Raw genomic sequence first — 25,181 nt, forward strand, 5'->3', positions numbered from 1 at the left:
ATGCAGAACAACACACAAAAGAAAGTGGCTGAACCCGTCGTGGCCGACGTGGTCGTCCTGCCGCCGGTACAGGTCCGCAGGCGCGCGTCTCCGCTTTCCGGCTGGTTGCGTCATGGGGTGCAGCGAACGGTGCCGGCGGGGCTGGGAATCGGCCTTCTGCTGTTCTGCTGGCAGCTGGCGGCCATCAACAGTAAAGGCTTTCCCACGCCGCTCAGCACCCTTGACTCGGCGCTGACGCTATTCGCCGACCCCTTTTACAATGGCGGACCCAACGACATGGGGATTGGCTGGAACGTGCTGGCGTCGTTACAGCGGGTGGCGACGGGCTTTGGCCTTGCCGCGCTGGTCGGGATCCCGCTGGGCTTTCTGATTGGCCGCTTCACCTTCTTCTCAAACATGTTTTCGCCGCTTATCGCGCTGCTGCGCCCGGTCAGCCCGCTGGCCTGGCTGCCTATCGGCTTGTTGTTGTTTCAGAAAGCGGAACCCGCCTCAAGCTGGACCATTTTTATCTGCTCGATCTGGCCGATGGTCATCAACACCGCAGAAGGCGTGCGGCGCATTCCCGCTGACTATCTCAATGTCGCCCGGGTGCTACAGCTGTCCGAGTGGACGATCATGCGCCGCATTCTGTTCCCCGCCGTTGTGCCTGCCGTTCTGACCGGCGTTCGACTGTCTATCGGCATCGCCTGGCTGGTGATTGTCGCCGCCGAAATGCTGACCGGGGGGCTGGGTATCGGCTTCTGGATCTGGAACGAGTGGAACAACCTCAATGTGGAAAACATTCTCATCGCTATCGTGATCATCGGCGTGGTTGGCCTGCTGCTGGAGCAGGGTCTGATGCTGATGGCGCGGCGTTTTAGCTGGCAGGATAAATAGGAGGCAAACATGAAACCGTTAATACAGATACAGGCGGTCAGCCAACGCTTTTCAACCGCCAGCGGCGAGTTTCTGGCGCTGCAAAATGTCTCCTTTGACATTCACGAAGGGGAAACCGTCAGTTTGATCGGCCACTCGGGCTGCGGTAAATCCACGCTGCTGAACCTTATTGCCGGCATCACATTGCCCAGTGAAGGCGGGTTGATTTGCGATAACCGCGAAATTGCCGGACCGGGGCCGGAGCGGGCGGTGGTGTTTCAGAATCATTCACTGCTGCCATGGCTGACCTGTTTCGACAACGTGGCGCTGGCGGTGGATCAGGTCTTTCGTCGCACCATGAGCAAAGCCGAGCGGCGCGACTGGATCGAACACAATCTGGCGCGCGTGCAGATGGGCCACGCCATGCGCAAACACCCCGGCGAAATTTCCGGCGGCATGAAGCAGCGCGTGGGGATCGCAAGGGCGCTGGCGATGAAGCCGAAAGTGCTGCTTATGGATGAGCCGTTCGGCGCGCTTGACGCACTGACCCGCGCGCATCTGCAGGACACGGTGATGCACATCCAGCAGTCGCTCAACACCACTATCGTGCTGATTACCCATGACGTCGACGAGGCGGTACTGCTGTCTGACCGTGTGCTGATGATGACCAACGGTCCGGCGGCGACGGTAGGCGAGATTTTAGCGGTGAATCTGCCGCGCCCGCGCCATCGCGTGCAGTTGGCAGACGACAGTCGTTATCACAACCTGCGTCAGCGGGTGCTCCATTTCCTCTACGAAAAACAGCCGAAGGCGGCGTAAGGAGGAGCAGATGACGCGACTGGTGATTATCGGCAACGGTATGGCGGCCACCCGACTGGTGGAAATACTCGTTGCCGACGAACGGCGTCGGTATCGCATTACTCTGATTGGCGATGAGCCGCAGCCTGCTTACAACCGCATCCTGCTGACGCCGGTGCTCGGTGGCGAAAAACCCTTTGCTGAAACGGTGCTGCACGCGCCGCAATGGTATCGCGACCACGGTATTACGGTACTGAACGGGGAGGCGGTGATCGCCGTCGATGTCCACGCCAGAACGCTTACCACCACCCGGCGCAGCCTGGGCTGGGATGAGCTGGTTTTTGCCACCGGTTCCGACCCTTTTATCCCGCCGGTTGAGGGGGCTGACCAGGCGCATGTCACGGCGTTCCGCACCGTCCAGGATGTAGAAAAGATCCGGCAGACAGGTGGCCCCGCGATAGTACTGGGCGGCGGGGTGCTCGGGGTAGAAGCCGCCGCGGCGTTACGCTATTTGTGTGACAACGTCACGTTGGTGCACCGGGCAGATCGTCTTATGGAACAACAGCTTGACCATCAGGCCAGTGCGCTACTGGAAGCGCAACTCACCACCCGCGGGATCCACTGTTTCCTTTCATCCGGCATCGCGCGTATTGCAGAACAGACCGTGACGCTACAGGACGGGCGGGTATTGGCGGCAAATCGGGTGATTATCGCCACCGGCGTGAAGCCCAATATTCGTCTGGCGCAGGAAAGCGGCATTGCGTGCCAGCGCGGCATTGTTGTTGATGCGCAGTTACGTACCAACATAGCGAATGTCAGCGCCATGGGCGAGTGCTGTGAAATCAACGGTCAGACATGGGGGCTGGTCGCGCCATGTCTGGCGCAGGCGGCGGTGCTGGCGGCCCGTCTTTGTGGCGCGCCGCAGGACGGTTTTCGCTGGCAGGAGTCGGGAACCCGCCTGAAAGTGACCGGCATTGACCTGTTCAGCGCAGGCGCGGTGGAAACCCTTCCCGGCGACGAGGTGTATTCCAGCCTTGATCCACTCAGCGGACATTATCGGCGTCTGCTTATTCGTGGCGGCAAACTTGCCGGCGCGTTACTGATGGGCGATTGCCGCAGCGCCGCGCCGTTTACCGAACTGCTGGCGCAGCGCGCGACGGCACATCCTGACTGGTTATTCGACCACTTTGACACGCAACCGACGGTTGCAGGACTGAAGACGATGACAAAACCGACGCTGGCCGTTGTGGGACATGGAATGGTAGGCCACCATTTCCTTGAGCAGTGCGTAAGCCGCAACCTGCATGAGCAGTATCAGATTGTGGTATTCGGTGAAGAGCGCCACGCCGCCTATGACCGGGTACATTTGTCGGAATACTTTGCCGGACGTAGCGCGCAGTCGCTGTCGCTGGTGGAGGAGGGCTTTTTTATCCGCTACGGCATTGAGTTACGACTGTCGCAGCGCGTCGTCGCTATCGACAGGGAGAGGCGGATAATTCGTACCGCCAGCGGTCATGAAACCCACTGGGATAAGCTGGTGCTGGCTACCGGATCGTATCCGTTCGTGCCGCCGGTCAAGGGCAATGATTCGCCTGGCTGCTTTGTTTACCGCACGCTGGACGATCTGGACGCCATTGCGGCGAAGGCCAAAGCGGCGCGTCGTGGGGTTGTGATCGGCGGCGGGTTGTTGGGGCTGGAAGCGGCAAACGCGCTGCGCCAGCTTGGGCTGGAAACGCACGTTGTTGAATTTGCGCCAAACCTGATGGCAGTGCAGCTGGATGACGCTGGCGCGGCGATGTTGCGCGAGAAAATCGACGCGCTGGGCGTAGGCGTGCACACCGCGAAAGCGACCACCGGGATTGTGACCACGGCGGACGGTCTGATCCTGCATTTTGCCGATGGCGAGCGTCTGGAAACCGATATGGTGGTCTTTTCTGCCGGGATCCGCCCGCAGGATGCGCTGGCGCGCGACGCCGGATTAGCCGTCGGTGAACGCGGGGGGATCCGCATAGACAGCCGGTGTTTGACCTCTGATGACGCCATTTACGCCATTGGCGAATGCGCGCTCTGGGAAGGGCGGATTTATGGACTTGTTGCGCCGGGGTATCAGATGGCGCGAGTGGTTGCCGCCGGACTGGCGCAGGAGTCGGCGTGTTTTAGCGGCGCGGACATGAGCACCAAACTGAAACTTCTGGGCGTGGATGTCGCCTCGTTTGGCGACGCGCAGGCCCGCACGCCAGGCGCAAAAAGCTACCAGTGGACCGACGGTCCTGAGCAAATCTATAAAAAAATCGTCGTTAGCGCCGACGGCAAAACGTTGCTCGGCGGTGTGCTGGTGGGGGACGTGAGCGACTACGCCACGCTGTTGCCGATGATGCTGAACGGGATTGCGCTTCCCGCCCGGCCGGAGTCGCTGATTTTACCTGCGCTTTCCGCTGGCGCGCCTGCTGCCCTCGGCGTGGCGGCGCTTCCGGACAGCGCGCAGGTTTGCTCCTGTCATAACGTCAGCAAAGCGGATATCTGCCAGGCGGTCAGCGCGGGCGCAACCGATATCCCCGCGATCAGGCAGTGCACCAAGGCGGCGACCGGCTGCGGCGGCTGTAGCGCGCTGGTTAAACAGGTGATGGAACATCAGCTTGCCGCTCAGGGCGTGGAGGTCAAAAAGGATATCTGCGAACACTTCTCGTATTCGCGTCAGGAGATCTATCACCTGGTGCGGGTTAACCGGATCCATACCTTTGAGCAATTGATTAGTCGCTACGGACAGGGCCACGGCTGCGAAATTTGTAAGCCGCTGGTCGGTTCGGTGCTGGCCTCGTGCTGGAACGACTATCTGCTGAAGCCTGCGCACAGGCCGCTACAGGATACCAACGATCGTTTTTTCGCCAATATTCAGAAAGACGGTACCTATTCGGTTGTGCCAAGAATGGCGGCGGGAGAAGTGACGGCTGAGGGGTTGATCGCGATGGGCGAGATCGCCAAACGCTATCGGCTGTACAGCAAAATTACGGGCGGTCAGCGCATCGATCTCTTTGGCGCGCGACTGGAGCAACTGCCGGATATCTGGCGCGACCTGATTGCCGCCGGATTTGAAACCGGGCACGCCTACGGCAAGTCGCTGCGGACGGTGAAATCCTGTGTTGGCTCGACCTGGTGTCGCTACGGCGTACAGGACTCCACCGGACTGGCGGTGAGGCTGGAGCATCGCTATAAAGGGCTGCGCGCGCCGCATAAAATCAAAATGGCGGTGTCCGGCTGTACCCGAGAATGCGCCGAAGCACAGGGCAAAGATGTCGGGGTTATTGCTACCGATAAGGGCTGGAACCTGTACCTGTGCGGCAATGGCGGCATGAAGCCGCGTCACGCCGATCTGTTTGCCAGCGATATGGACAGCGACACGCTGATACGCACCATCGATCGCTTTCTGATGTTCTACATTCGCACGGCCGACCGCTTACAGCGTACCAGTACCTGGATGGATAATCTCGAAGGCGGCATTGCTTACCTCCGCGAGGTGATCCTCAACGATAGCCTCGGCATTGCCGACGAGCTGGAGCAGGAGATGGCGCGCGTGGTGGAAAGCTACCAGTGTGAGTGGCAAACCACGTTGAACGACCCGCAGCAGTTGGCGTTGTTCCGGTCAACCCTCATCAGCCAGCCGCAGGAGGAAAACCAGCGACCCTGGCAGGCGGTGTGCGACGTTGAGGCGATCCCGGAACGCCTGGGCGTCGGCGCGCGACTGGGTGAGCGGCAGATTGCGCTGTTCCGCTTTGGCGAAACGGTGTTCGCGCTGGACGATCGCGAGCCGGGCAGCGACGCCAACGTGCTTTCCCGCGGCATTCTGGGCGACGCCGGCGGCGAACCGATCGTCATTTCACCACTGTATAAACAGCGTATTCGCCTGCGCGATGGCCGTCAGTGCGACAGCGGCGAACCGATGGTACGCGCGTGGCCGGTGAAAGTGGAAGGCGGGACGGTGTGGGTCGGCAATCAGGCGCTGCTGCTGCGCGCGGAGGCATCATGAGCGAAACCCGAACCACTTGTCCCTACTGCGGCGTCGGCTGCGGGGTAATTGCCGAGGTAAGCGAAAAGGGCGTCACCGTAAGAGGCGATCCGTCGCATCCGGCAAACTATGGGCGGCTGTGCGTGAAAGGCGCAGCACTCGGCGAAACCACCGGGCTGGCGGAACGTTTACTGCACCCGACCGTGGACGGTGAAGTCACCGACTGGCAGCAGGCGCTGGATACCGCAGGCCATCGGCTGCAGGCGATTATTGACCGTTACGGTCCGAAGGCGGTCGCGTTCTATGCCTCAGGTCAGTTGCTCACCGAAGACTATTACGCGGCGAACAAGCTGATGAAAGGTTTTATCGGCGCCGCCAATATCGACACCAACTCCCGACTTTGCATGTCGTCGGCGGTAACCGCCTACAAACGCGCCTTTGGCGCAGACGTGGTGCCGTGCAGTTACGAGGACGTCGAGCAGAGCGAACTGGTGATCCTGGTCGGCTCAAACGCCGCCTGGACGCATCCGGTGCTCTACCAGCGCCTGGCGCAGGCAAAGGCCGACAACCCGTCGATGCGGGTGGTGGTGATCGATCCGCGCCGTACGCCCACCTGTGACATCGCCGACCTTCATCTTCCTCTCGCGCCGGGCAGCGACGGCGGGCTGTTTGTCGGTCTGCTCCACGCGCTTCAGCAGAGTGGGCTGGCGAACAGCGACTTTGTCGATGGTCAGGCGGCGCTGGCGCTGGCTGACGAATGGCCGCTGGCGCGGGTGTCGGAATTTTGCGAGCTGGAACGGCAGACCGTCGCCACCTTCTATGACTGGTTTCTCAGCGCCCGGACCGCCATCACGCTTTATTCCATGGGCATTAACCAGTCGGCCAGCGGCAGCAACAAGTGTAATGCTATTATCAACGTTCACCTCGCCAGCGGAAAGGTCAACCGCGCAGGCTGCGGCCCCTTTTCGCTGACCGGACAGCCAAACGCGATGGGCGGTCGCGAGGTCGGCGGACTGGCGACCCAGCTTGCCGCTCACATGGATTTTGAACCCGCTGACGTGTCGCGCGTCGCCCGTTTCTGGGGGACGGAACGCCTGGCGCAAACGCCGGGGCTGATGGCGGTCGATTTGTTTGCGGCTATCGCCAGCGGCGAGGTCAAAGCGGTGTGGATCATGGGCACCAATCCTGCGGTGTCGCTACCGGACAGCCATGCGGTATGTCAGGCGCTGGCGGCGTGCCCACTGGTGATTGTCTCCGAGGTAATGGAAAAGACGGATACCAGCCGTTATGCGCATATCCGTTTTCCGGCGCTGGCGTGGGGGAAAAAGATGGCACAGTAACCAACTCCGAACGGCGGATCTCGCGCCAGCGGGCGTTTTTACCCGCGCCCGGCGAAGCGCGCGCCGACTGGTGGATTGTGGCGCAAATGGCGAAACGACTGGGATTCGCCAGCGCATTTGCCTGGCAGGACGCGTGGCAGGTCTTTCGCGAACATGCGGCGCTTTCCGGGTTTGAAAATAACGGTGAGCGGGCATTTGATATCGGCGCGCTGGCGGCACTCTGCCGTGAACAGTGGCAGGATCTGACGCCTGTACGCTGGCCGGTAAGCCGCACGCAAGACGCGCCGCCGGCATGGCGGCGTCTGCGGATGGTGCCGGTTGCGCCGCAGGGCATGAATACCTGCGGCGATCCGCTGTATCCGCTGGTGCTCAATACCGGGCGCATTCGCGACCAATGGCATACGCTGACCCGCACCGGAAATGTCCCACGCCTGATGCAGCATATCAGCGAACCGACCGTCGAGCTGTCGCCGCAGGATGGCGCGCGACTTCAGCTTGTTGACGGCGCTCTGTGCCGGATCCATTCGCCGCGCGGCGTGATGGTCGCAAGGGTGATGATACACCCCGGTCAGCGCGAGGGGAGCGCTTTTGCACCTATGCACTGGAACAATCAGTTTGCCCGTCAGGGGAGGGTGAACGCGCTGGTCGCGCCGGTGTGTGACCCGCATTCCGGTCAGCCGGAAAGCAAACAGACGGCGGTGCGTATCACCCCGTGGCAGCCGCGCTGGCAGGGGGAGCTGTTCTGCCGCGATCCGCTGACGCTACCGCCTTATGTTCACCGCTGGCGAAAAGCCACGCGATGCGGGCTGCGCTATACGCTGGCTGCCGATCGTCCCGTTACCGACTGGCTGGAAAATCACTACACTGAGCAGGGCTGGCAGATACAGCGGGCCACGACGCCGTACGGGCAGCATCTGCTCGCCTGGCATCAGGGAAGGCTGATGTCCGGGTTCTGGTCAGGAACGTTACTGCCTGCGCTTGATGAGGCGCTGATCGTCTCCGCTTTTCGCCAGCCGCCGGAAACCGCCAGGGCGCGCCATGCGCTGCTGAGCGGAAACGCTGACGGCGAGCAAGCCGATCCGGGGGCGATCGTCTGCAGTTGCTTTAGCGTCGGGGAGAAAACCATTGCTCAGGCCATAGGTCAGGGGTGCGACTCGGTGGCGGCGTTGGGGTTAAGCCTGCGTTGCGGTACGCACTGCGGCTCCTGCGTACCGGAGCTAAAAGCGATTCTGGCGCGGATGCTTCCCTGCAAAGCGTAAGGATTATCCTGAAAGTGTGAGAAAGCCTGCAAAACGGCGAAAAATCGGATAGGCTTTTACCGTGTTTTATTGATCGATAGACGTAAGAAGCCGCCGCTGATTTGAGCCGTTTTGTTTCTCATCCCACGCTGTTCTCCCTGTTCCTGCTGCTGGCGGGCGGTCACGCCTGCGCGCAATCTACGTTTATCCATCAGGCCGAGAATCCGTTCGATAATAATCAGGATGGTTTGCCCGACCTGGGAATGACCCCAACGTCAAACGAGGGGGAAAAGCATTTCGCGGAAATGATGAAGGCCTTTGGCGAAGCAAGTATGACCGATAACGGCCTGGATGCGGGCGAGCAGGCGAAACAGTTCGCCTTCGAACAGGTGCGCGACGCCCTCAGCGAGCAGGTGAACCAGCAACTGGAAACCTGGCTGTCGCCGTGGGGCAACGCCAGCGTCAATGTCCAGGTCGACAACGAAGGCAATTTCAACGGTAGCCGCGGAAGCTGGTTTATCCCCTGGCAGGATAACACCCGCTACCTCACCTGGAGTCAACTGGGCCTGACGCAACAGGACGATGGGCTGGTGAGCAATGTCGGTATCGGACAGCGTTGGGCGCGCGACGGCTGGTTGCTGGGCTATAACACCTTTTACGACAATCTTCTCGATGAAAACCTGCAGCGCGCAGGGCTGGGAGCGGAAGCGTGGGGAGAATATTTACGCCTGTCCGCGAATTATTACCAGCCGTTCGCCTCCTGGCAGACGCACACGGATACGCTGGAACAGCGGATGGCGCGCGGATATGACCTCAGCGCGGAAATGCGTATGCCGTTCTACCAGCACCTCAATACCCGGGTCAGTGTGGAACAATATTTTGGCGACAGCGTCGATCTGTTTGACTCCGGGACGGGCTACCATAATCCGGTGGCGGTGAGTCTGGGGCTCAATTACACTCCGGTGCCGCTGGTCACGGTGACCGCCCAGCACAAGCAGGGCGAGAGCGGCGTCAGCCAGAACAATCTTGGCCTGAACCTCAACTATCGCTTCGGCGTACCGCTGAAAAAGCAATTGTCAGCCAGCGAAGTGGCGGCCAGTCAATCACTGCGCGGCAGTCGCTATGACAATCCACAGCGTAACAACCTGCCTACCATGGAATATCGTCAGCGCAAAACGTTGAGCGTGTTTCTGGCGACGCCGCCGTGGGATCTGCATGCCGGAGAAACGGTAGCGCTGAAACTCCAGGTGCGCAGTCTGCACGGAGTGCGCCACCTGACCTGGCAGGGCGATACCCAGGCGCTGAGCCTGACCTCCGGGCCTGATCCTGACAGCATTGATGGCTGGACGATCATTATGCCAGCATGGGACAGCAGTGAAGGAGCGACCAACCGCTGGCGGCTGTCGGTGGTGGTGGAAGACGAAAAAGGTCAGCGTGTCTCCTCCAATGAGATCACGCTTGCGCTAACGGAGCCGTTTATGGCGATGCCGGATGACGATCCGCGCTGGCGACTGCTCCCGGAGGAGTAATCAGAAGATACGTTCCTGATGCACCCATACCGCGGCTTCTACACGCGATTTCAGTTTCATTTTTTTCAGCATATGTTTGACGTGAACTTTTACCGTGCTTTCGGTGATGTCCAGACGGCGGGCGATCATTTTATTTGGCAGACCCTGGGCGATGAGCTTCAGGATATCGCGCTCGCGCGGGGTAAGCTGGGTCACGTCGCGGTCAGAAGTGGCGCGGTTGGCGCGCAGGCTGGCGGCCAGCACTGGCGTTAACGCTTCGCTCAGCACCATTTCGCCGGCGGCGGCCTGCTGTAAGGACTTCAACAGATCTTCCGGCTCCATATCTTTTAGCAGGTAGCCATCCGCGCCGCGTTTGAGCGCGGTGACCACGTCTTCTTCATGGTTTGAGACGCTGAACACAACGATACGGCCGGACAACGCCTTTTCCCGTAGCTTGTCGAGGGTTTCCAGACCGTTCATGCCAGGCATATTCAGGTCCAGCAGGATCAGATCCGGGTCAAGCGATTCCGCCAGTTCAATACCCTGTTCGCCATTGCTGGCCTCGCCGACCACGGTAATGTCCGCGGCCATGCTGACAAGCTGTTTGACGCCGGTCCGCAGCATCGGATGATCGTCGATGAGCAGGATGGTTGCCTGTTCCGGATTATTCATGGGTATCTCCTTGCACTTCAGTGAAGTATTTTTCGGGAATAAAGGTGACAGCGACTTCAGTGCCTCCCGTCTCGCGACGGCGCACCCGGCAATCACCGCGCAGGCTCTGGGCCCGGTCACGCATAATGATCATGCCATAGTGATTGCTGCGTTCGGCGTTTTCAGGCACGCCGCAGCCGTTGTCCTGGACGGTTAATTTCACCTGCTTACCTTTTAGCGCCGCAGTGACGACCACTTCATCGGCCTGCGAATGTTTGAGTGCGTTGCTTAACGCTTCGCGGGCAATTTGCAGCAGGTGAATAGCCTGATGCGACGGCACCAGGCGGGGCGGCAACTGGTAATCCAGTTTTACCGTAAAGCCAAAGCGGGCACTGTATTCCTGGCAACTGGCTTCCAGCGCAGGACGCAGTCCAGGCTCGGTCAGCTGTAGCCGGAAAGTGGTTAACAGTTCGCGCAATTGCGCCCACGAGGCGTTCAGTTCATTGCGGATCTGGCTCAGCAACTCGCGGCTGCTTTCCGGTAACGTGTCACCCTGCATTTGCAAACAACTGACCTGCATCTTCATACAGGACAGCGATTGGGCAATGGAATCATGCAGTTCGCGCGCAATGGTTGCACGCTCTTCCATGACAATCAACTGCTGCTGGCGTTCCTGATGACGATCCAACGCCAGCGTAGCGGTAAGCTGTTCGACTAACGTGTCGACCAGTTGCTGCTGATCGTGGCTCAGGTGTCCGCCCGGCGGCAGGGTTGCCAGCAGAATGCCGTACTGGGTGTGGGTGTCGGTCAGACGCCATTTCAGGGTCATGCCGCCGTCACTCTCCGGCAATGTTCCGCGCGGACACAAATGGCAGCCCTTGTCGTCGCAGCTACTGTCAGACTGACAGGTAAATTCCTGATGATTATCTTCATCTTCCTGGTCATAAACTCGCAGCTCAATGTCGTGCAGCAGCGTTAAGTTTTGCAGTACGTTCAGCACTGGCGAGAGACGCTCGCACAGCGGCGCCTGCGAGTGCAGACGGCGGTTTGCCTGCCAGAGGAACGAAAGGATTTGATTCTTTTGCTCCAGCCCGGCGGTTTTCTCTTTTACCCGCTGCTCGAGAACTGAATAGCTTTCCGCCAGTTCGTCAGACATGTTGTTCAGCGCATCGCCGAGCATTGCCATCTCGTTACGTCCGCTGATGCGTGCGCGCTGGGTAAAGTCGCGATGGCTGACGGCGCGGGCCATCGACAGCAACTGTTTCCAGGGTTGAAGCAAGCGCGCGCGTAACCAGATGATGGTAAAGACCAGCAGCAGCGCCATAAAAATCGCCATCATCCGATGTACCATCACCACGCGTTCGATACGCATTTCCGTGGTATGGTCAAACGCCGAAACCAGATTATCCAGACCGGTAACGAAGCGTCCGACGTCAGCGGCGACCGCCTCGCGGCTGTTGGCCTGTTGCAGACCGGGCAACAGCTCGCTGCGCCAGTATGCCTGTAAGGCCTTAAGCTGAGCCTGCTGGCCGTCGCGCTGCGCGGCGCGGGTGAGCTCCGGGCTAAATGCCGTCTGTTCCATCTCGTCCAGCAATTTCTGATCGTTACCCTGTAGCGGCACCGCGGCGAGCAGGCGATAGCTCTGCATGCGCAGCGAACCGGCTTTGTTGATGGCGTGGGCGCTGCCCTGAACGCCCTGTACCAGCCAGCCGGAAACAGCCATTCCCGCCATCCCAAGAGCCGTGGAGAGCATGACGATAAGCGCTACCTGGTTGACCAGCGTGAGCGGAGAGAGACAACGTTTAAGCATAAAACCTTCTTCCTTCAGGTCACTGGCTGCGGGGAGTCGTGACCCCAATGAATGACGATACTGCGGGCGAGGGCGGGCAGTGGCGTTATTCTCGGCTATCACCTGGAGTATACCCATACCTAAAACGAGTTACCTCTTAATTGCCGCGAGTGGCAGGGGTTTTGCGAAGGAGGGAGTAGGGTGACTCAGTATGGTGAAAAACCACATATTTTTTACCGATACGCGCTACTCACTTAGGGTGATCATCATTTTTTGGGCCGCAGAATGACGGCTTTTCCTTTGATTTATATCAACTTACCAAATCCCGTAAACCCTAAGGTGGCAGACATTAAATCGAGTATCAGAGGTGTCTATGAGTCATTCATCCGTCCCTGAAAGGGCATCTGGAGCAGTAATTACAGAATGGCGTCCGGAAGATCCGGCATTCTGGGCGCAACGGGGTCATCGCATCGCCAGCCGCAACCTGTGGATTTCCGTCCCTTGTCTGCTGCTGGCGTTTTGCGTATGGATGTTGTTCAGTGCTGTGGCGGTCAATTTGCCGAAGGTAGGATTTAACTTCACCACCGATCAACTGTTTATGCTGACTGCGTTGCCGTCAGTTTCCGGCGCGCTGCTGCGTGTGCCGTACTCTTTCATGGTGCCAGTATTTGGCGGTCGCCGCTGGACCGCCTTCAGCACCGGGATTTTGATTGTGCCATGCGTATGGTTAGGATTTGCGGTACAGGATACCTCCACGCCGTTCAGCACTTTTATTCTGATCTCTCTGCTGTGCGGTTTTGCCGGGGCTAACTTTGCCTCCAGTATGGCGAACATCAGCTTTTTCTTTCCAAAACAGAAGCAAGGTGGCGCGCTGGGTCTGAACGGTGGTCTCGGCAACATGGGCGTGAGCGTCATGCAACTGGTTGCGCCGCTGGTGGTTTCGCTGTCCATTTTCGCCCTCTTCGGCAGTCACGGTGTTGAACAACCCGACGGTTCGCAGCTGTACCTGGCGAACGCCGCGTGGATTTGGGTGCCGTTCCTGGCCATTTTCACCCTGGCCGCATGGTTTGGTATGAATGAACTGGCGACTTCCAAAGCGTCTCTGAAAGAGCAGCTACCGGTCCTGAAACGCGGCCACTTGTGGATCATGAGCCTGCTGTATCTGGCGACGTTTGGCTCGTTCATCGGCTTTTCTGCCGGGTTTGCGATGCTGTCGAAAACTCAGTTCCCTGATGTACAGATTCTGCATTACGCCTTCTTTGGACCGTTTATTGGCGCGCTGGCGCGCTCGGCGGGCGGGGCTATTTCCGACCGTCTCGGCGGTACCCGCGTCACGCTGGTGAACTTCGTGCTGATGGCGATATTCAGCGGTCTGTTGTTCCTGACGCTGCCCACAAACGGTACCGGCGGCAGCTTTATCGCCTTCTTTGTGGTGTTCCTCGCCTTGTTCATGACCGCCGGGCTGGGGAGCGGTTCAACGTTTCAGATGATCTCGGTGATTTTCCGTAAGCTGACGATGGACCGCGTAAAAGCGGAAGGCGGTTCGGAAGAGAAAGCGATGCGAGAAGCGGCTACCGACACGGCGGCAGCGCTGGGCTTTATCTCGGCCATTGGCGCGATTGGCGGTTTCTTTATCCCGAAAGCGTTCGGCACATCGCTGGCGTTAACCGGTTCGCCGGTTGGTGCAATGAAAGTGTTCCTGTTCTTCTATATCGCCTGCGTGGTTATCACCTGGCTGGTATATGGGCGTCATTCCAATAAATAAAAAAGTCGTTATTGATTATCCTTTGCGCGGTGTTAGACCGCGCTTTTTTTATCCTGCAATTAGTTACAACATACTGATGAGTTTTTAGACGCTTAGCCCGTCGGTTACATCGGCGTAAAGGGGTCATGCAGGGGGCATACCCCTTAATACCCATCCCGGTAAAATTTAACATTTAGCGTATCAATGCCTGAAAATATTTTCATTAAAAACAGTGACTTATTTATCTTTGTTAAATCCCCCCAAAGGGGTATAACCAAATTTACCCGTCGTTTTGTTCCCGGTCTGCCTTGATCGTTATCAATTCCCACGTCCTTTCAGCGCGTTACCGTCAGCAGCAATTAAGCAATGTCGATTTATCAGAGAGCCGTCAGGCTCCCACAGGAGAGAACCGATGAGTAAATTCCTGGATCGGTTTCGCTACTTCAAGCAGAAGGGCGAAACCTTTGCCGATGGGCACGGCCAGCTTCTCGAAACTAACCGGGACTGGGAAGATGGATACAGAAGCCGCTGGCAGCACGATAAAATCGTGCGTTCGACACACGGGGTAAACTGCACCGGCTCATGCAGCTGGAAAATCTACGTCAAGAACGGTCTGGTGACCTGGGAAACCCAGCAAACCGATTACCCGCGTACCCGTCCCGACATGCCGAACCACGAGCCGCGAGGCTGCCCGCGTGGGGCGAGCTACTCCTGGTATCTCTACAGTGCTAACCGACTGAAATATCCGCTGATGCGCAAACGTCTGATGAAGATGTGGCGTGAGGCGAAAAAACTGCACAGCGATCCGGTTGATGCATGGGCATCCATCATTGAAGACGCCGACAAAGCAAAAAGCTTCAAGCAGGCGCGCGGTCGCGGCGGCTTCGTGCGTTCTTCCTGGCAGGAAGTGAATGAACTGATTGCTGCCTCGAACGTCTATACCGTTAAAACCTACGGCCCGGACCGCGTTGCGGGCTTCTCGCCGATCCCGGCGATGTCGATGGTCTCTTATGCCTCTGGCGCGCGTTATCTCTCTTTGATAGGCGGCACCTGCCTGAGCTTCTACGACTGGTATTGCGACCTGCCTCCGGCGTCTCCGCAGACCTGGGGCGAGCAGACCGACGTGCCGGAATCCGCCGACTGGTATAACTCCAGCTACATCATTGCCTGGGGATCCAACGTTCCGCAGACCCGTACTCCGGATGCCCACTTCTTTACAGAAGTGCGCTACAAAGGCACCAAGACCGTTGCGGTCACGCCGGACTATGCCGAGATCGCCAAGCTGTGCGACCTGTGGCTGGCGCCGAAGCAGGGCACCGATGCGGCGATGGCGCTGGCGATGGGCCACGTTATGCTGCGCGAATTCCATCTCGACAACCCGAGCCAGTATTTTACTGACTATGTGCGTCGCTACACCGACATGCCGATGCTGGTGATGCTGGAAGAGCGCGACGGTTATTACGCCGCAGGCCGTATGCTGCGCGCCGCCGACCTCGTCGATGCGCTGGGCCAGGAAAACAATCCGCAGTGGAAAACTGTCGCCATGAACAGCAACGGCGACATGGTGGCGCCGAACGGCTCAATTGGTTTCCGCTGGGGCGAAAAAGGCAAATGGAACCTCGAGCAGCGCGATGGGACGACCGGCGCTGAGACAGAATTGCAACTGAGCCTGCTGGGCAGCCAGGACGAGATCGCCGAAGTTGGCTTCCCGTACTTTGGCGGGGAAGGCACAGAACATTTCAACAAAGTTGAACTGGAAAACGTTCTGTTGCACAAACTGCCGGCCAAACGTCTGCAACTGGCGGACGGCACCTCTGCGCTGGTCACCACCGTGTACGACCTGACGATGGCCAACTATGGTCTGGAGCGTGGCCTGAACGACGCCAACTGCGCGACCAGCTACGACGACATTAAAGCGTACACTCCGGCGTGGGCTGAGCAAATCACCGGTGTCCCACGCGCGCACATCGTGCGCATCGCCCGTGAATTTGCCGATAACGCCGATAAAACCCACGGTCGTTCAATGATCATTGTTGGCGCCGGGCTGAACCACTGGTATCACCTCGATATGAACTATCGCGGTTTGATCAACATGCTGGTGTTCTGCGGTTGTATCGGCCAGAGCGGCGGCGGTTGGGCGCACTATGTCGGCCAGGAAAAACTGCGTCCGCAGACCGGCTGGCAGCCGCTGGCCTTTGCGCTCGACTGGCAGCGTCCTGCGCGCCATATGAACAGCACCTCTTATTTCTACAATCACTCCAGCCAGTGGCGCTACGAAACGGTCACCGCGCAGGAATTGCTGTCGCCGTTGGCGGACAAATCCCGCTATAGCGGGCATCTGATCGACTTCAACGTGCGCGCTGAGCGTATGGGGTGGTTGCCGTCGGCGCCGCAGTTGGGCACCAACCCGCTGACCATCGCAGAAGAAGCTAAAAAAGCAGGCATGACACCGGTCGATTACACCGTTAAATCGCTTAAAGACGGCTCAATTCGCTTTGCGGCCGAACAGCCGGAAAACGGTAAAAACCATCCGCGTAACCTGTTTATCTGGCGCTCCAACCTGCTGGGGTCTTCCGGTAAGGGCCATGAGTACATGCTCAAGTATCTGCTCGGTACCGAAAACGGGATTCAGGGGAAAGATCTGGGACAGCAGGGCGGCGTGAAGCCGGAAGAAGTCGAATGGCGGGACAATGGCCTCGACGGCAAGCTGGATCTGGTGGTGACGCTGGATTTCCGTCTGTCGAGCACCTGTCTGTACTCCGACATCGTGTTGCCGACCGCGACCTGGTACGAAAAAGACGACATGAATACCTCGGATATGCATCCGTTTATTCATCCGCTTTCCGCCGCCGTCGACCCGGCCTGGGAATCGAAAAGCGACTGGGAAATCTATAAAGGCATCGCGAAAAAATTCTCTGAGGTGTGCGTCGGCCATCTCGGCCAGGAAACAGACGTCGTCACGCTGCCAATCCAGCATGACTCAGCCGCCGAGCTGGCGCAGCCGCTGGACGTGAAGGACTGGAAAAAAGGCGAATGCGACCTGATTCCGGGCGTCACCGCGCCGCACATCATGACCGTGGAGCGCGACTATCCGGCAACCTATGAGCGTTTCACCTCTATCGGCCCGCTGATGGAGAAAATCGGTAACGGCGGTAAAGGTATCGCGTGGAATACCCAAAGCGAAATGGATCTGCTGCGCAAACTCAATTACACCAAGGCAGAGGGGCCGGCGAAAGGCCAGCCGATGCTCAACACGGCGATTGATGCGGCAGAGATGATACTGACGCTGGCGCCGGAAACCAACGGTCAGGTGGCGGTTAAAGCCTGGGCGGCGCTCAGCGAGTTTACCGGTCGTGACCATACGCATCTGGCGACAAATAAAGAGGAAGAGAAAATTCGCTTCCGCGATATTCAGGCGCAGCCGCGTAAGATCATCTCCAGCCCGACCTGGTCTGGCCTGGAAGATGAGCATGTGTCCTATAACGCCGGTTACACCAACGTTCACGAGCTGATTCCGTGGCGAACCCTGTCTGGTCGCCAGTCGCTGTATCAGGATCACCAGTGGATGCGTGATTTTGGCGAAAGCCTGCTGGTTTACCGTCCGCCAATCGACACCCGTTCGGTGAAAGCGGTCATGGGCGAGAAATCCAACGGTAACCCGGAAAAAGCGCTCAACTTCCTGACGCCGCACCAGAAGTGGGGTATCCACTCTACCTACAGCGACAACCTGCTGATGCTGACGCTCTCTCGCGGCGGTCCGATTGTCTGGATGAGCGAAATCGATGCGAAAGATCTGGGGATTGAAGATAACGACTGGATCGAAGTATTTAACAGCAACGGTGCGCTGACCGCGCGCGCAGTCGTCAGCCAGCGCGTGCCTGCGGGGATGACCATGATGTACCACGCGCAGGAACGTATCGTGAACCTGCCGGGCTCAGAAATCACGCAGCAGCGCGGCGGGATCCACAACTCGGTTACCCGTATTACGCCGAAACCAACCCATATGATCGGGGGTTATGCGCAACTGGCCTACGGTTTTAACTACTACGGCACCGTCGGCTCTAACCGCGATGAATTTGTGGTGGTACGTAAGATGAAGAACATTAACTGGTTGGATGGCGAAGGCAATGACCAGGTACAGGAGAGCGTAAAATGAAAATTCGTTCACAAGTCGGCATGGTGCTGAATCTCGATAAGTGCATCGGCTGCCACACCTGTTCAGTGACCTGTAAAAACGTCTGGACCAGTCGTGAAGGCATGGAATACGCCTGGTTCAACAATGTGGAAAGCAAACCGGGCGTCGGCTTCCCGAACGACTGGGAAAACCAGGAGAAATGGAAGGGCGGCTGGATCCGTAAAATCAACGGCAAACTGCAGCCGCGCATGGGTAACCGTGCGATGCTGCTCGGTAAAATTTTCGCCAACCCGCATCTGCCGGGCATTGATGATTACTACGAGCCGTTTGACTACGACTATCAGAATCTGCACAACGCGCCGGAAAGTAAGCATCAGCCGATCGCCCGTCCGCGCTCGCTGATCACTGGCAAGCGGATGGACAAGATCACCAGCGGCCCGAACTGGGAGGAGATTCTGGGCGGCGAGTTTGAAAAACGCGCCAAAGACCAGAACTTCGAAAACATGCAGAAGGCGATGTACGGTCAGTTCGAAAACACCTTCATGATGTACCTGCCGCGTCTGTGCGAACACTGCCTGAACCCGGCATGTGTGGCGACCTGTCCGAGCGGCGCCATTTATAAGCGTGAAGAAGACGGCATCGTGCTGATCGACCAGGACAAGTGCCGCGGCTGGCGTATGTGCATCACTGGCTGCCCGTACAAAAAAATCTACTTCAACTGGAAGAGCGGCAAGTCAGAGAAGTGCATCTTCTGTTACCCGCGTATCGAAGCCGGTCAGCCGACCGTGTGCTCTGAAACCTGTGTCGGTCGTATCCGCTACCTCGGCGTGCTGTTGTACGACGCCGATGCGATTGAGAATGCCGCCAGCACCGAAAACGAGAAGGACCTGTATCAGCGTCAGCTTGATGTGTTCCTCGATCCGAACGATCCGGCAGTGATCGAACAGGCGCTGAAAGACGGCGTGCCGCAGAGCGTGATTGACGCGGCGCAGCAGTCGCCGGTGTACAAAATGGCGATGGACTGGAAGCTGGCGCTGCCGCTGCATCCGGAATACCGTACGCTGCCGATGGTCTGGTATGTGCCGCCGCTGTCGCCGATTCAGTCTGCCGCGGATGCGGGCGAACTGGGCAGCAACGGTATTCTGCCGGACGTGGAGAGTCTGCGTATTCCGGTTCAGTACCTGGCGAATCTGCTGACGGCAGGGGATACCCAGCCGGTGCTGCTGGCGCTGAAACGTATGTTGGCGATGCGTCATTACAAACGTGCGGAAACCGTAGACGGCAAAGCGGATACTCGCGCGCTGGAAGAAGTGGGCTTAAGTGAAGCGCAGGCTCAGGAGATGTATCGTTATCTGGCGATCGCTAACTACGAAGATCGTTTTGTGGTGCCGAGCAGCCACCGTGAACTGGCGCGTGATGCGTTCCCGGAGAAAAGCGGCTGTGGCTTTACCTTCGGCGACGGCTGCCACGGTTCTGACAGCAAGTTCAACCTGTTCAACAGTCGCCGCATTGATGCCATCGATGTGACCAGCAAAACGGAGTCGCACCAATGATTGAACTCGTCATTGTTTCGCGTCTGCTCGAGTACCCTGATGCTGCCCTGTGGCAGCATCAGCAGGAGCTTTACGAAGCACTCGCGTCATCGGAAAACCTCGATAAAGAGGATGCGCATCAGCTCAGCGTTTTCCTGCGTGATTTAACCGCACAGGACATGCTGGATGTGCAGGCCAGGTACAGCGAACTGTTTGACCGCGGGCGCGCTACGTCGCTGCTGCTGTTTGAACATGTGCACGGCGAGTCACGCGATCGTGGTCAGGCGATGGTTGACCTGATGGCGCAGTATGAGCAGCACGGGTTGCAACTCGACAGCCGCGAATTGCCGGATCATCTGCCGCTGTATCTCGAATACCTGGCGCAGTTGCCGAAAAACGAGGCGCTGGGCGGTTTGCAGGATATCGCGCCGATTCTGGCGTTGCTGAGCGCGCGCTTGCAACAGCGTGAAAGCCGCTATGCGGTGCTGTTCGACCTGCTGCTTAAGCTGGCGAAGACCACCATCGACAGCGACAAAGTCGCCGAAAAAATTGCGGATGAAGTGCGCGACGATACGCCGCAGGCGCTTGATGCGGTCTGGGAAGAAGAGCAGGTGAAATTCTTTGCCGATCAGGGCTGCGGCGAGTCGGAAATCGCTGCTCACCAACGTCGTTTTGCTGGCGCCGTCGCGCCGCAATACCTGAATATCACCACCGGAGGACAGCAATAATGCACTTCCTGAATATGTTCTTCTTTGATATCTACCCGTACATCGCCGGGTCGGTCTTTCTGATTGGCAGTTGGCTACGCTATGACTATGGTCAGTACACCTGGCGTGCCGCATCCAGCCAGATGCTGGATCGCAAGGGGATGAACCTGGCGTCTAACCTGTTCCATTTCGGCATTTTGGGGATCTTTGCCGGTCACTTTCTCGGTATGTTAACGCCTCACTGGATGTATGAATCCTTCCTGCCTGTCGACGTAAAGCAAAAGATGGCGATGATCGGTGGCGGGGCGGCGGGCCTGATGACCCTGGTCGGCGGCGTACTGCTGCTGAAACGCCGTCTGTTCAGTCCACGCGTACGGGCAACGACCACTGGCGCAGATATTCTGATCCTGTCGCTGCTGGTGATTCAGTGCGCGCTGGGGCTGCTGACGATACCGTTCTCCGCTCAGCATATGGACGGTAGCGAGATGATGAAGCTGGTCGGCTGGGCGCAGTCTGTCGTGACTTTCCACGGTGGCGCCTCGGCGCATCTTGACGGCGTGGCGTTTATTTTCCGTCTGCACCTGGTACTCGGGATGACGCTATTCCTGCTGTTCCCGTTCTCCCGTCTCGTGCATATCTGGAGCGCGCCGGTAGAGTACCTGACGCGCAAATACCAGATTGTGCGTGCACGTCGCTGATTCGATGGCTGTCTGATGATAAACCCTGCTTCGGCGGGGTTTTTTGTTTTCAGTGAAAGCGTAGGATGGCGGCTGCGCCTCGCCCTTCGGGTCGTTGCCTGCGGCAACGCTTTCTCGCTACGCTCGAATCGAACCTTAGTCGACGCTTCTCATCCTTCCCCGCAATGGAAGAACATAAGGCATTGTGCTTTAGGGTAGTATTGGGATATTTGGAAGTGATGGTGGTGGGGGAAGGATTCGAACCTTCGAAGTCTGTGACGGCAGATTTACAGTCTGCTCCCTTTGGCCGCTCGGGAACCCCACCAGGGGTAATTCATCGTTTGAGGTACAGCTCGGAAATGGTGGTGGGGGAAGGATTCGAACCTTCGAAGTCGATGACGGCAGATTTACAGTCTGCTCCCTTTGGCCGCTCGGGAACCCCACCACGGGGTAAAGCGTTTACTGGCCTGCTTCCTTTTGGGAAGCGGGGCGCATCATATCAAATGACGCGCCACTGTAAAGCATTCCGGTGACAAAAATGAACTGGTTGCCTGATTTTTGCCCGTAAAGACGCAAAGGTAACCAATTCATTTCGCTGCCGATTAAAGAATGATCGTTCGGTTACCGTACACAAAGACGCGCTGGGCCAGCACCTGATATAACGCGCGGCTCAGCACGTTCTTCTCTACGTCACGACCCGCGCGCATCATATCCTCCGCGGTATAGGTATGATCCACGTGGATTACGTCCTGCATGATAATAGGGCCTTCATCCAGATTGTCGTTGACATAGTGCGCTGTCGCGCCAATGATTTTTACGCCGCGCTCGTAGGCCTGATGGTACGGACGCGCGCCGATAAAGGCAGGCAGGAACGAGTGATGAATATTGATGATCTTGTTCGGGAAACGCGCGACGAACGCTGGCGTCAGTACCCGCATATATTTTGCCAGCACGACGTAGTCCGGCTGGTGCGCGTCAATGGCGTCCGCCATCTGCTTATCATGCTCTTCACGAGTCAGACCCTCATGGCTGACCAGCTCGAAAGGAATCTCAAAACGCTCCACTAAAGAACGCAGGGTCTCGTGGTTGCCTATCACAGCGGCAATTTCAACATCCAGTCCGCCATAATTGGCTTTCATTAGCAGATCGCCAAGACAATGCGCTTCTTTCGTGACCAGAATCACCACACGACGACGTCCTGCCGGATTCAACTCGCGAATGGAGCCTTCAGGCAATGCGCTGTCGAGATCGGCCAACAGCGTGGCGTCGTTAAAAATTCCTTCCAGTTCGGTACGCATAAAAAAACGTCCGGTGCGGTGGTCTACGAACTCATTGTTCTGCACAATGTTCAGTTCGTGCTTGTAGCAAATATTAGTAATACGCGCGATAAGGCCCTTTTGATCCGGGCAAATAGTACGAAGCACTTTGCGTTGTAATGAATGCATTTGCAGCGGTAATCCTGTTGAGAATGTTTGCATAAGGAATGCTGTCGGGCGTTACTGACCGCAGCATTTTTTGAATTTTTTACCTGATCCGCAGGGGCAGGCGTCATTTCGTCCAATTTGTGGGCGTGTGCCGTCTATATAGTACCACCGACCGTTTTCTTTTAAAAAACGAGAACGTTCAAGGATGACGCCCGCTTTGCCGTTTTCACGAAAACGGGCGACAAAGCTGACGTAGCCGAGTTCATCGCTTTCGGCGCCGCTCTGTTCAAACACGGTTAAGCCGAGCCATTCGGTACTGGCGAACCCGGCGCTTATCTCATCGCGGAACGCCGCGGCATTGCAGTCCGGATGCCAGGTTTTGATTAAATAATCTGCGTCTTTCATCACAAAAGCGCAGTAGCGAGAACGCATGAGATGTGACGGATCGGGCGCAACTTGCTCGCCAGACACATATTGGTGGCAACATAGGCTATACTCGACAGCGCTACCGCAGGGACAAAGCTGTGACACGAATAGTCTCCCTGATAAAAAAACAGCGGATAAAAAGTCCAGGTGGCGCTATGTTAACTGAGCGATGGAGATGTTGCTACGCTCGAAAGCCAGGGGAAGTTTGTAGGTCACATGAGAAAGATGAAAATAGGTCTGGCGCTGGGGTCTGGTGCGGCGCGGGGCTGGTCACATATTGGTGTCATCAAAGCGCTCAGGCACATGGGCATTGATATTGACATCGTCGCCGGCTGTTCCATCGGTTCGTTAGTCGGCGCGGCGTATGCCAGTGATAAATTACCTGCGCTGGAAAAGTGGGTTTGCTCGTTCAGCTACTGGGATGTCCTTCGCCTGATGGATCTCTCGTGGCGACGGGGAGGACTGCTGCGCGGCGAGCGCGTGTTCAATCACTATCGTAATATCATGCCGGTGGAGACTATCGAACAGTGCTCGCGGCGTTTCGCCACGGTCGCCACTAACCTCAGTACCGGTCGCGAACTGTGGTTTACCGAAGGCGATCTGCATCTTGCGGTACGGGCCTCCTGCAGTATTCCTGGTCTGATGTCTCCTGTCGCACATAAGGGATACTGGCTGGTGGACGGCGGTGTGGTAAATCCCGTTCCTGTTTCACTGACCCGCGCCATGGGCGCCGATATCGTGATTGCCGTTGATCTGCAGCACGATGCGCATCTGATGCAACAAGATCTCCTCTCACCCAATGTCAACGGCGACGGCGCTGAGACTGACGTTGAAGGCCTGTCCTGGCGTGCGCGCTTAAAAGAACGTTTGGGCAGTATGACGGCACGACGTGTAGTGTCCGCGCCAACCGCGATGGAAATCATGACGACGTCTATCCAGATTCTGGAAAATCGTCTTAAGCGTAACCGCATGGCGGGCGATCCGCCTGACATATTAATACAACCGTTCTGTCCACAAATATCCACACTGGATTTTCATCGTGCCCATGCCGCCATTGAAGCAGGGCGGCTTGCGGTGGAAAAAAAGATGGACGAACTATTACCTCTGGTGCGTGCTGAAGTTTGACGCATCTTTTTTATCTACACTTAAGCAAATTCTGACAGGCAGGTGTGGCAATACCATGCCACTATTGATCAAAGCCAGTCAGGGGAGAGAACATGACGCAGCCATTGGTCGGGAAACAGATTCTTATCGTTGAGGATGAGCCGGTATTTCGCTCGCTTCTGGATTCGTGGTTTTCCTCATTGGGAGCGACAACGGCACTGGCGAGTGATGGGGTTGAGGCACTGGAGCGTTTTGATGAATTCACGCCCGATCTCATGATATGCGATCTTGCGATGCCGAGAATGAACGGACTCAAACTTGTCGAGCAATTACGTAACCGTGGGGACCAGACGCCGATACTGGTTATCTCCGCGACGGAAAATATGGCCGATATTGCTAAGGCGCTACGGTTGGGGGTCGATGACGTATTGCTAAAGCCGGTAAAGGATCTCAATCGTCTTCGCGAAACCGTCTTCGCCTGTCTTTATCCCAATATGTTCAATTCGCGGGTGGAAGAAGAAGAAAGGCTGTTCCGCGACTGGGATGCGATGGTTGGCGATCCGACTGCCGCCAGAAAATTACTGCAGGAGCTGCAGCCGCCGGTGCAGCAGGTTATTTCTCGCTGCCGCGTGAATTACCGGCAGTTAGTCTCAGCGGATAAACCGGGGCTGGTTCTGGATATCGCGCCGCTGTCGGACAACGATTTGGCTTTTTATTGTCTGGACGTAACACGCGCAGGGGATAATGGCGTACTGGCGGCATTACTCCTGCGGGCCTTATTTAATGGTCTGTTGCAGGAGCAGCTCGGGCATCAGAATCAACGCCTGCCTGAATTGGGCGCAGTGCTAAAACAGGTCAACCATCTGCTCCGCCAGGCCAATTTACCCGGTCAATTTCCGCTGCTGGTGGGGTATTACCATAGCGGGATTAAAAATCTGATACTGGTTTCTGCCGGGTTGAATGCAACATTAAATACCGGCTCACATAATGTACAAATCAGTAATGGCGTTCCGCTTGGGACGTTAGGAAATACTTATCTCAACCAAATTAGCCAGCGCTGCGAGTCGTGGCAATGTCAAATTTGGGGAGCAGGCGGCAGGTTGCGTCTTATGTTGTCTGCGGAATGAACAATCGGGCAGGCGCAAGCAAATTGCTTTACCCTGCCTTTCTCTGCCGGTGTTACTATCGGCGCCAGTTTTATACGTATTTGTCTTAATTATACGCATGCGCATCCTTTTCGGACCTGAGGC

General features: G+C 57.4%; 15 protein-coding genes, 2 tRNA genes, 1 other RNA gene and 1 pseudogene. 12 read left to right on the forward strand and 7 right to left on the reverse strand.

All coding sequences use genetic code 11. The features are described 5' to 3' along the window. The 5 genes and pseudogenes from ntrB (at position 1) to OGY07_RS05930 (ending at position 9,763) form a co-directional block, all read left to right on the forward strand. Entirely contained in the window at positions 1-876 is an 876-nt protein-coding gene (ntrB, locus tag OGY07_RS05910) for a nitrate ABC transporter permease (protein ID WP_060571315.1), read from the forward strand. A gap of 9 nt (positions 877-885) precedes the next feature. Continuing rightward, positions 886-1,674 carry an ABC transporter ATP-binding protein gene (locus tag OGY07_RS05915; RefSeq protein WP_042283593.1) on the forward strand — a complete coding sequence of 263 codons (789 nt, stop codon included), beginning with the start codon at positions 886-888 and terminating at the stop codon, positions 1,672-1,674. 10 nt (positions 1,675-1,684) lie between these two features. Then, positions 1,685-5,677 (forward strand): nitrite reductase large subunit NirB, encoded by a 3,993-nt coding sequence (gene nirB / locus OGY07_RS05920; RefSeq protein WP_286599277.1) that lies wholly within the window; start codon positions 1,685-1,687, stop codon positions 5,675-5,677. Next, positions 5,674-8,255: pseudogene (locus tag OGY07_RS05925) on the forward strand (nitrate reductase). Before nirB ends, OGY07_RS05925 begins: the two are co-directional and overlap by 4 nt. A gap of 101 nt (positions 8,256-8,356) precedes the next feature. Next, positions 8,357-9,763 carry a YchO/YchP family invasin gene (locus OGY07_RS05930; RefSeq protein ID WP_199957888.1) on the forward strand — a complete coding sequence of 469 codons (1,407 nt, stop codon included), beginning with the start codon at positions 8,357-8,359 and terminating at the stop codon, positions 9,761-9,763. On the opposite strand, the gene narL is transcribed toward OGY07_RS05930, so the two are convergent. Together narL and narX are read right to left on the reverse strand one after the other, a co-directional pair. Beyond that, positions 9,764-10,414 (reverse strand): two-component system response regulator NarL, encoded by a 651-nt coding sequence (gene narL / locus OGY07_RS05935; RefSeq protein WP_012906023.1) that lies wholly within the window; start codon positions 10,412-10,414, stop codon positions 9,764-9,766. Further along, entirely contained in the window at positions 10,407-12,203 is a 1,797-nt protein-coding gene (gene narX, locus OGY07_RS05940) for a nitrate/nitrite two-component system sensor histidine kinase NarX (RefSeq protein ID WP_286599281.1), read from the reverse strand. The genes narL and narX overlap by 8 nt, the downstream gene beginning before the upstream one ends. 352 nt (positions 12,204-12,555) lie before the next feature. Here narX and OGY07_RS05945 point away from each other — a divergent pair, with 352 nt between their 5' ends. The 5 genes from OGY07_RS05945 (at position 12,556) to narI (ending at position 20,998) form a co-directional block, all read left to right on the forward strand. Beyond that, positions 12,556-13,947: a NarK family nitrate/nitrite MFS transporter gene (locus tag OGY07_RS05945; RefSeq protein ID WP_042283584.1), complete on the forward strand. Its 1,392-nt coding sequence runs from the start codon at positions 12,556-12,558 to the stop codon at positions 13,945-13,947. A 391-nt stretch (positions 13,948-14,338) separates the two neighbouring features. Continuing rightward, entirely contained in the window at positions 14,339-18,082 is a 3,744-nt protein-coding gene (locus OGY07_RS05950; protein WP_042283581.1) for a nitrate reductase subunit alpha, read from the forward strand. Continuing rightward, positions 18,079-19,614 carry a nitrate reductase subunit beta gene (gene narH, locus OGY07_RS05955; protein ID WP_269535779.1) on the forward strand — a complete coding sequence of 512 codons (1,536 nt, stop codon included), beginning with the start codon at positions 18,079-18,081 and terminating at the stop codon, positions 19,612-19,614. The genes OGY07_RS05950 and narH overlap by 4 nt, the downstream gene beginning before the upstream one ends. Beyond that, on the forward strand, positions 19,611-20,321 hold the full coding sequence (narJ, locus tag OGY07_RS05960) for a nitrate reductase molybdenum cofactor assembly chaperone (RefSeq protein WP_042283577.1): 711 nt from the start codon (positions 19,611-19,613) through the stop codon (positions 20,319-20,321). Before narH ends, narJ begins: the two co-directional genes overlap by 4 nt. Beyond that, positions 20,321-20,998, forward strand: a complete 678-nt coding sequence (gene narI / locus OGY07_RS05965) for a respiratory nitrate reductase subunit gamma (protein WP_042283575.1) — start codon at positions 20,321-20,323, stop codon at positions 20,996-20,998. The genes narJ and narI overlap by 1 nt, the downstream gene beginning before the upstream one ends. A 49-nt stretch (positions 20,999-21,047) precedes the next feature. On the opposite strand, the gene OGY07_RS05970 is transcribed toward narI, so the two are convergent. The 5 genes from OGY07_RS05970 to OGY07_RS05990 all read right to left on the reverse strand — a co-directional run bounded on the left by OGY07_RS05970 (position 21,048) and on the right by OGY07_RS05990 (position 22,932). Then, a non-coding RNA gene (locus OGY07_RS05970) (RtT sRNA) lies at positions 21,048-21,172 on the reverse strand. Positions 21,173-21,217: 45 nt separating this feature from the next. Next, positions 21,218-21,302, reverse strand: a tRNA-Tyr gene (locus OGY07_RS05975). Between the two features lie 35 nt (positions 21,303-21,337). Then, positions 21,338-21,422, reverse strand: a tRNA-Tyr gene (locus OGY07_RS05980). A gap of 157 nt (positions 21,423-21,579) precedes the next feature. After that, complete coding sequence (gene purU / locus OGY07_RS05985) at positions 21,580-22,422, reverse strand: formyltetrahydrofolate deformylase (protein WP_042283572.1); 843 nt, start codon at positions 22,420-22,422, stop codon at positions 21,580-21,582. 51 nt (positions 22,423-22,473) lie between these two features. Continuing rightward, a complete protein-coding gene (locus OGY07_RS05990; protein WP_060571310.1) occupies positions 22,474-22,932 on the reverse strand; it encodes a YchJ family protein in 459 nt (152 codons plus the stop codon). Between the two features lie 111 nt (positions 22,933-23,043). Here OGY07_RS05990 and rssA point away from each other — a divergent pair, with 111 nt between their 5' ends. Together rssA and rssB are read left to right on the forward strand one after the other, a co-directional pair. Further along, on the forward strand, positions 23,044-23,952 hold the full coding sequence (rssA, locus tag OGY07_RS05995) for a patatin-like phospholipase RssA (protein ID WP_042283565.1): 909 nt from the start codon (positions 23,044-23,046) through the stop codon (positions 23,950-23,952). A 92-nt stretch (positions 23,953-24,044) separates the two neighbouring features. Next, positions 24,045-25,058, forward strand: a complete 1,014-nt coding sequence (gene rssB, locus OGY07_RS06000; RefSeq protein WP_042283560.1) for a two-component system response regulator RssB — start codon at positions 24,045-24,047, stop codon at positions 25,056-25,058. Positions 25,059-25,181 lie beyond the last annotated feature (123 nt).

The organism is Citrobacter sp. Cs237, assembly GCF_030332325.1.
Taxonomy (GTDB): Bacteria; Pseudomonadota; Gammaproteobacteria; order Enterobacterales; family Enterobacteriaceae; genus Citrobacter_A; species Citrobacter_A sedlakii.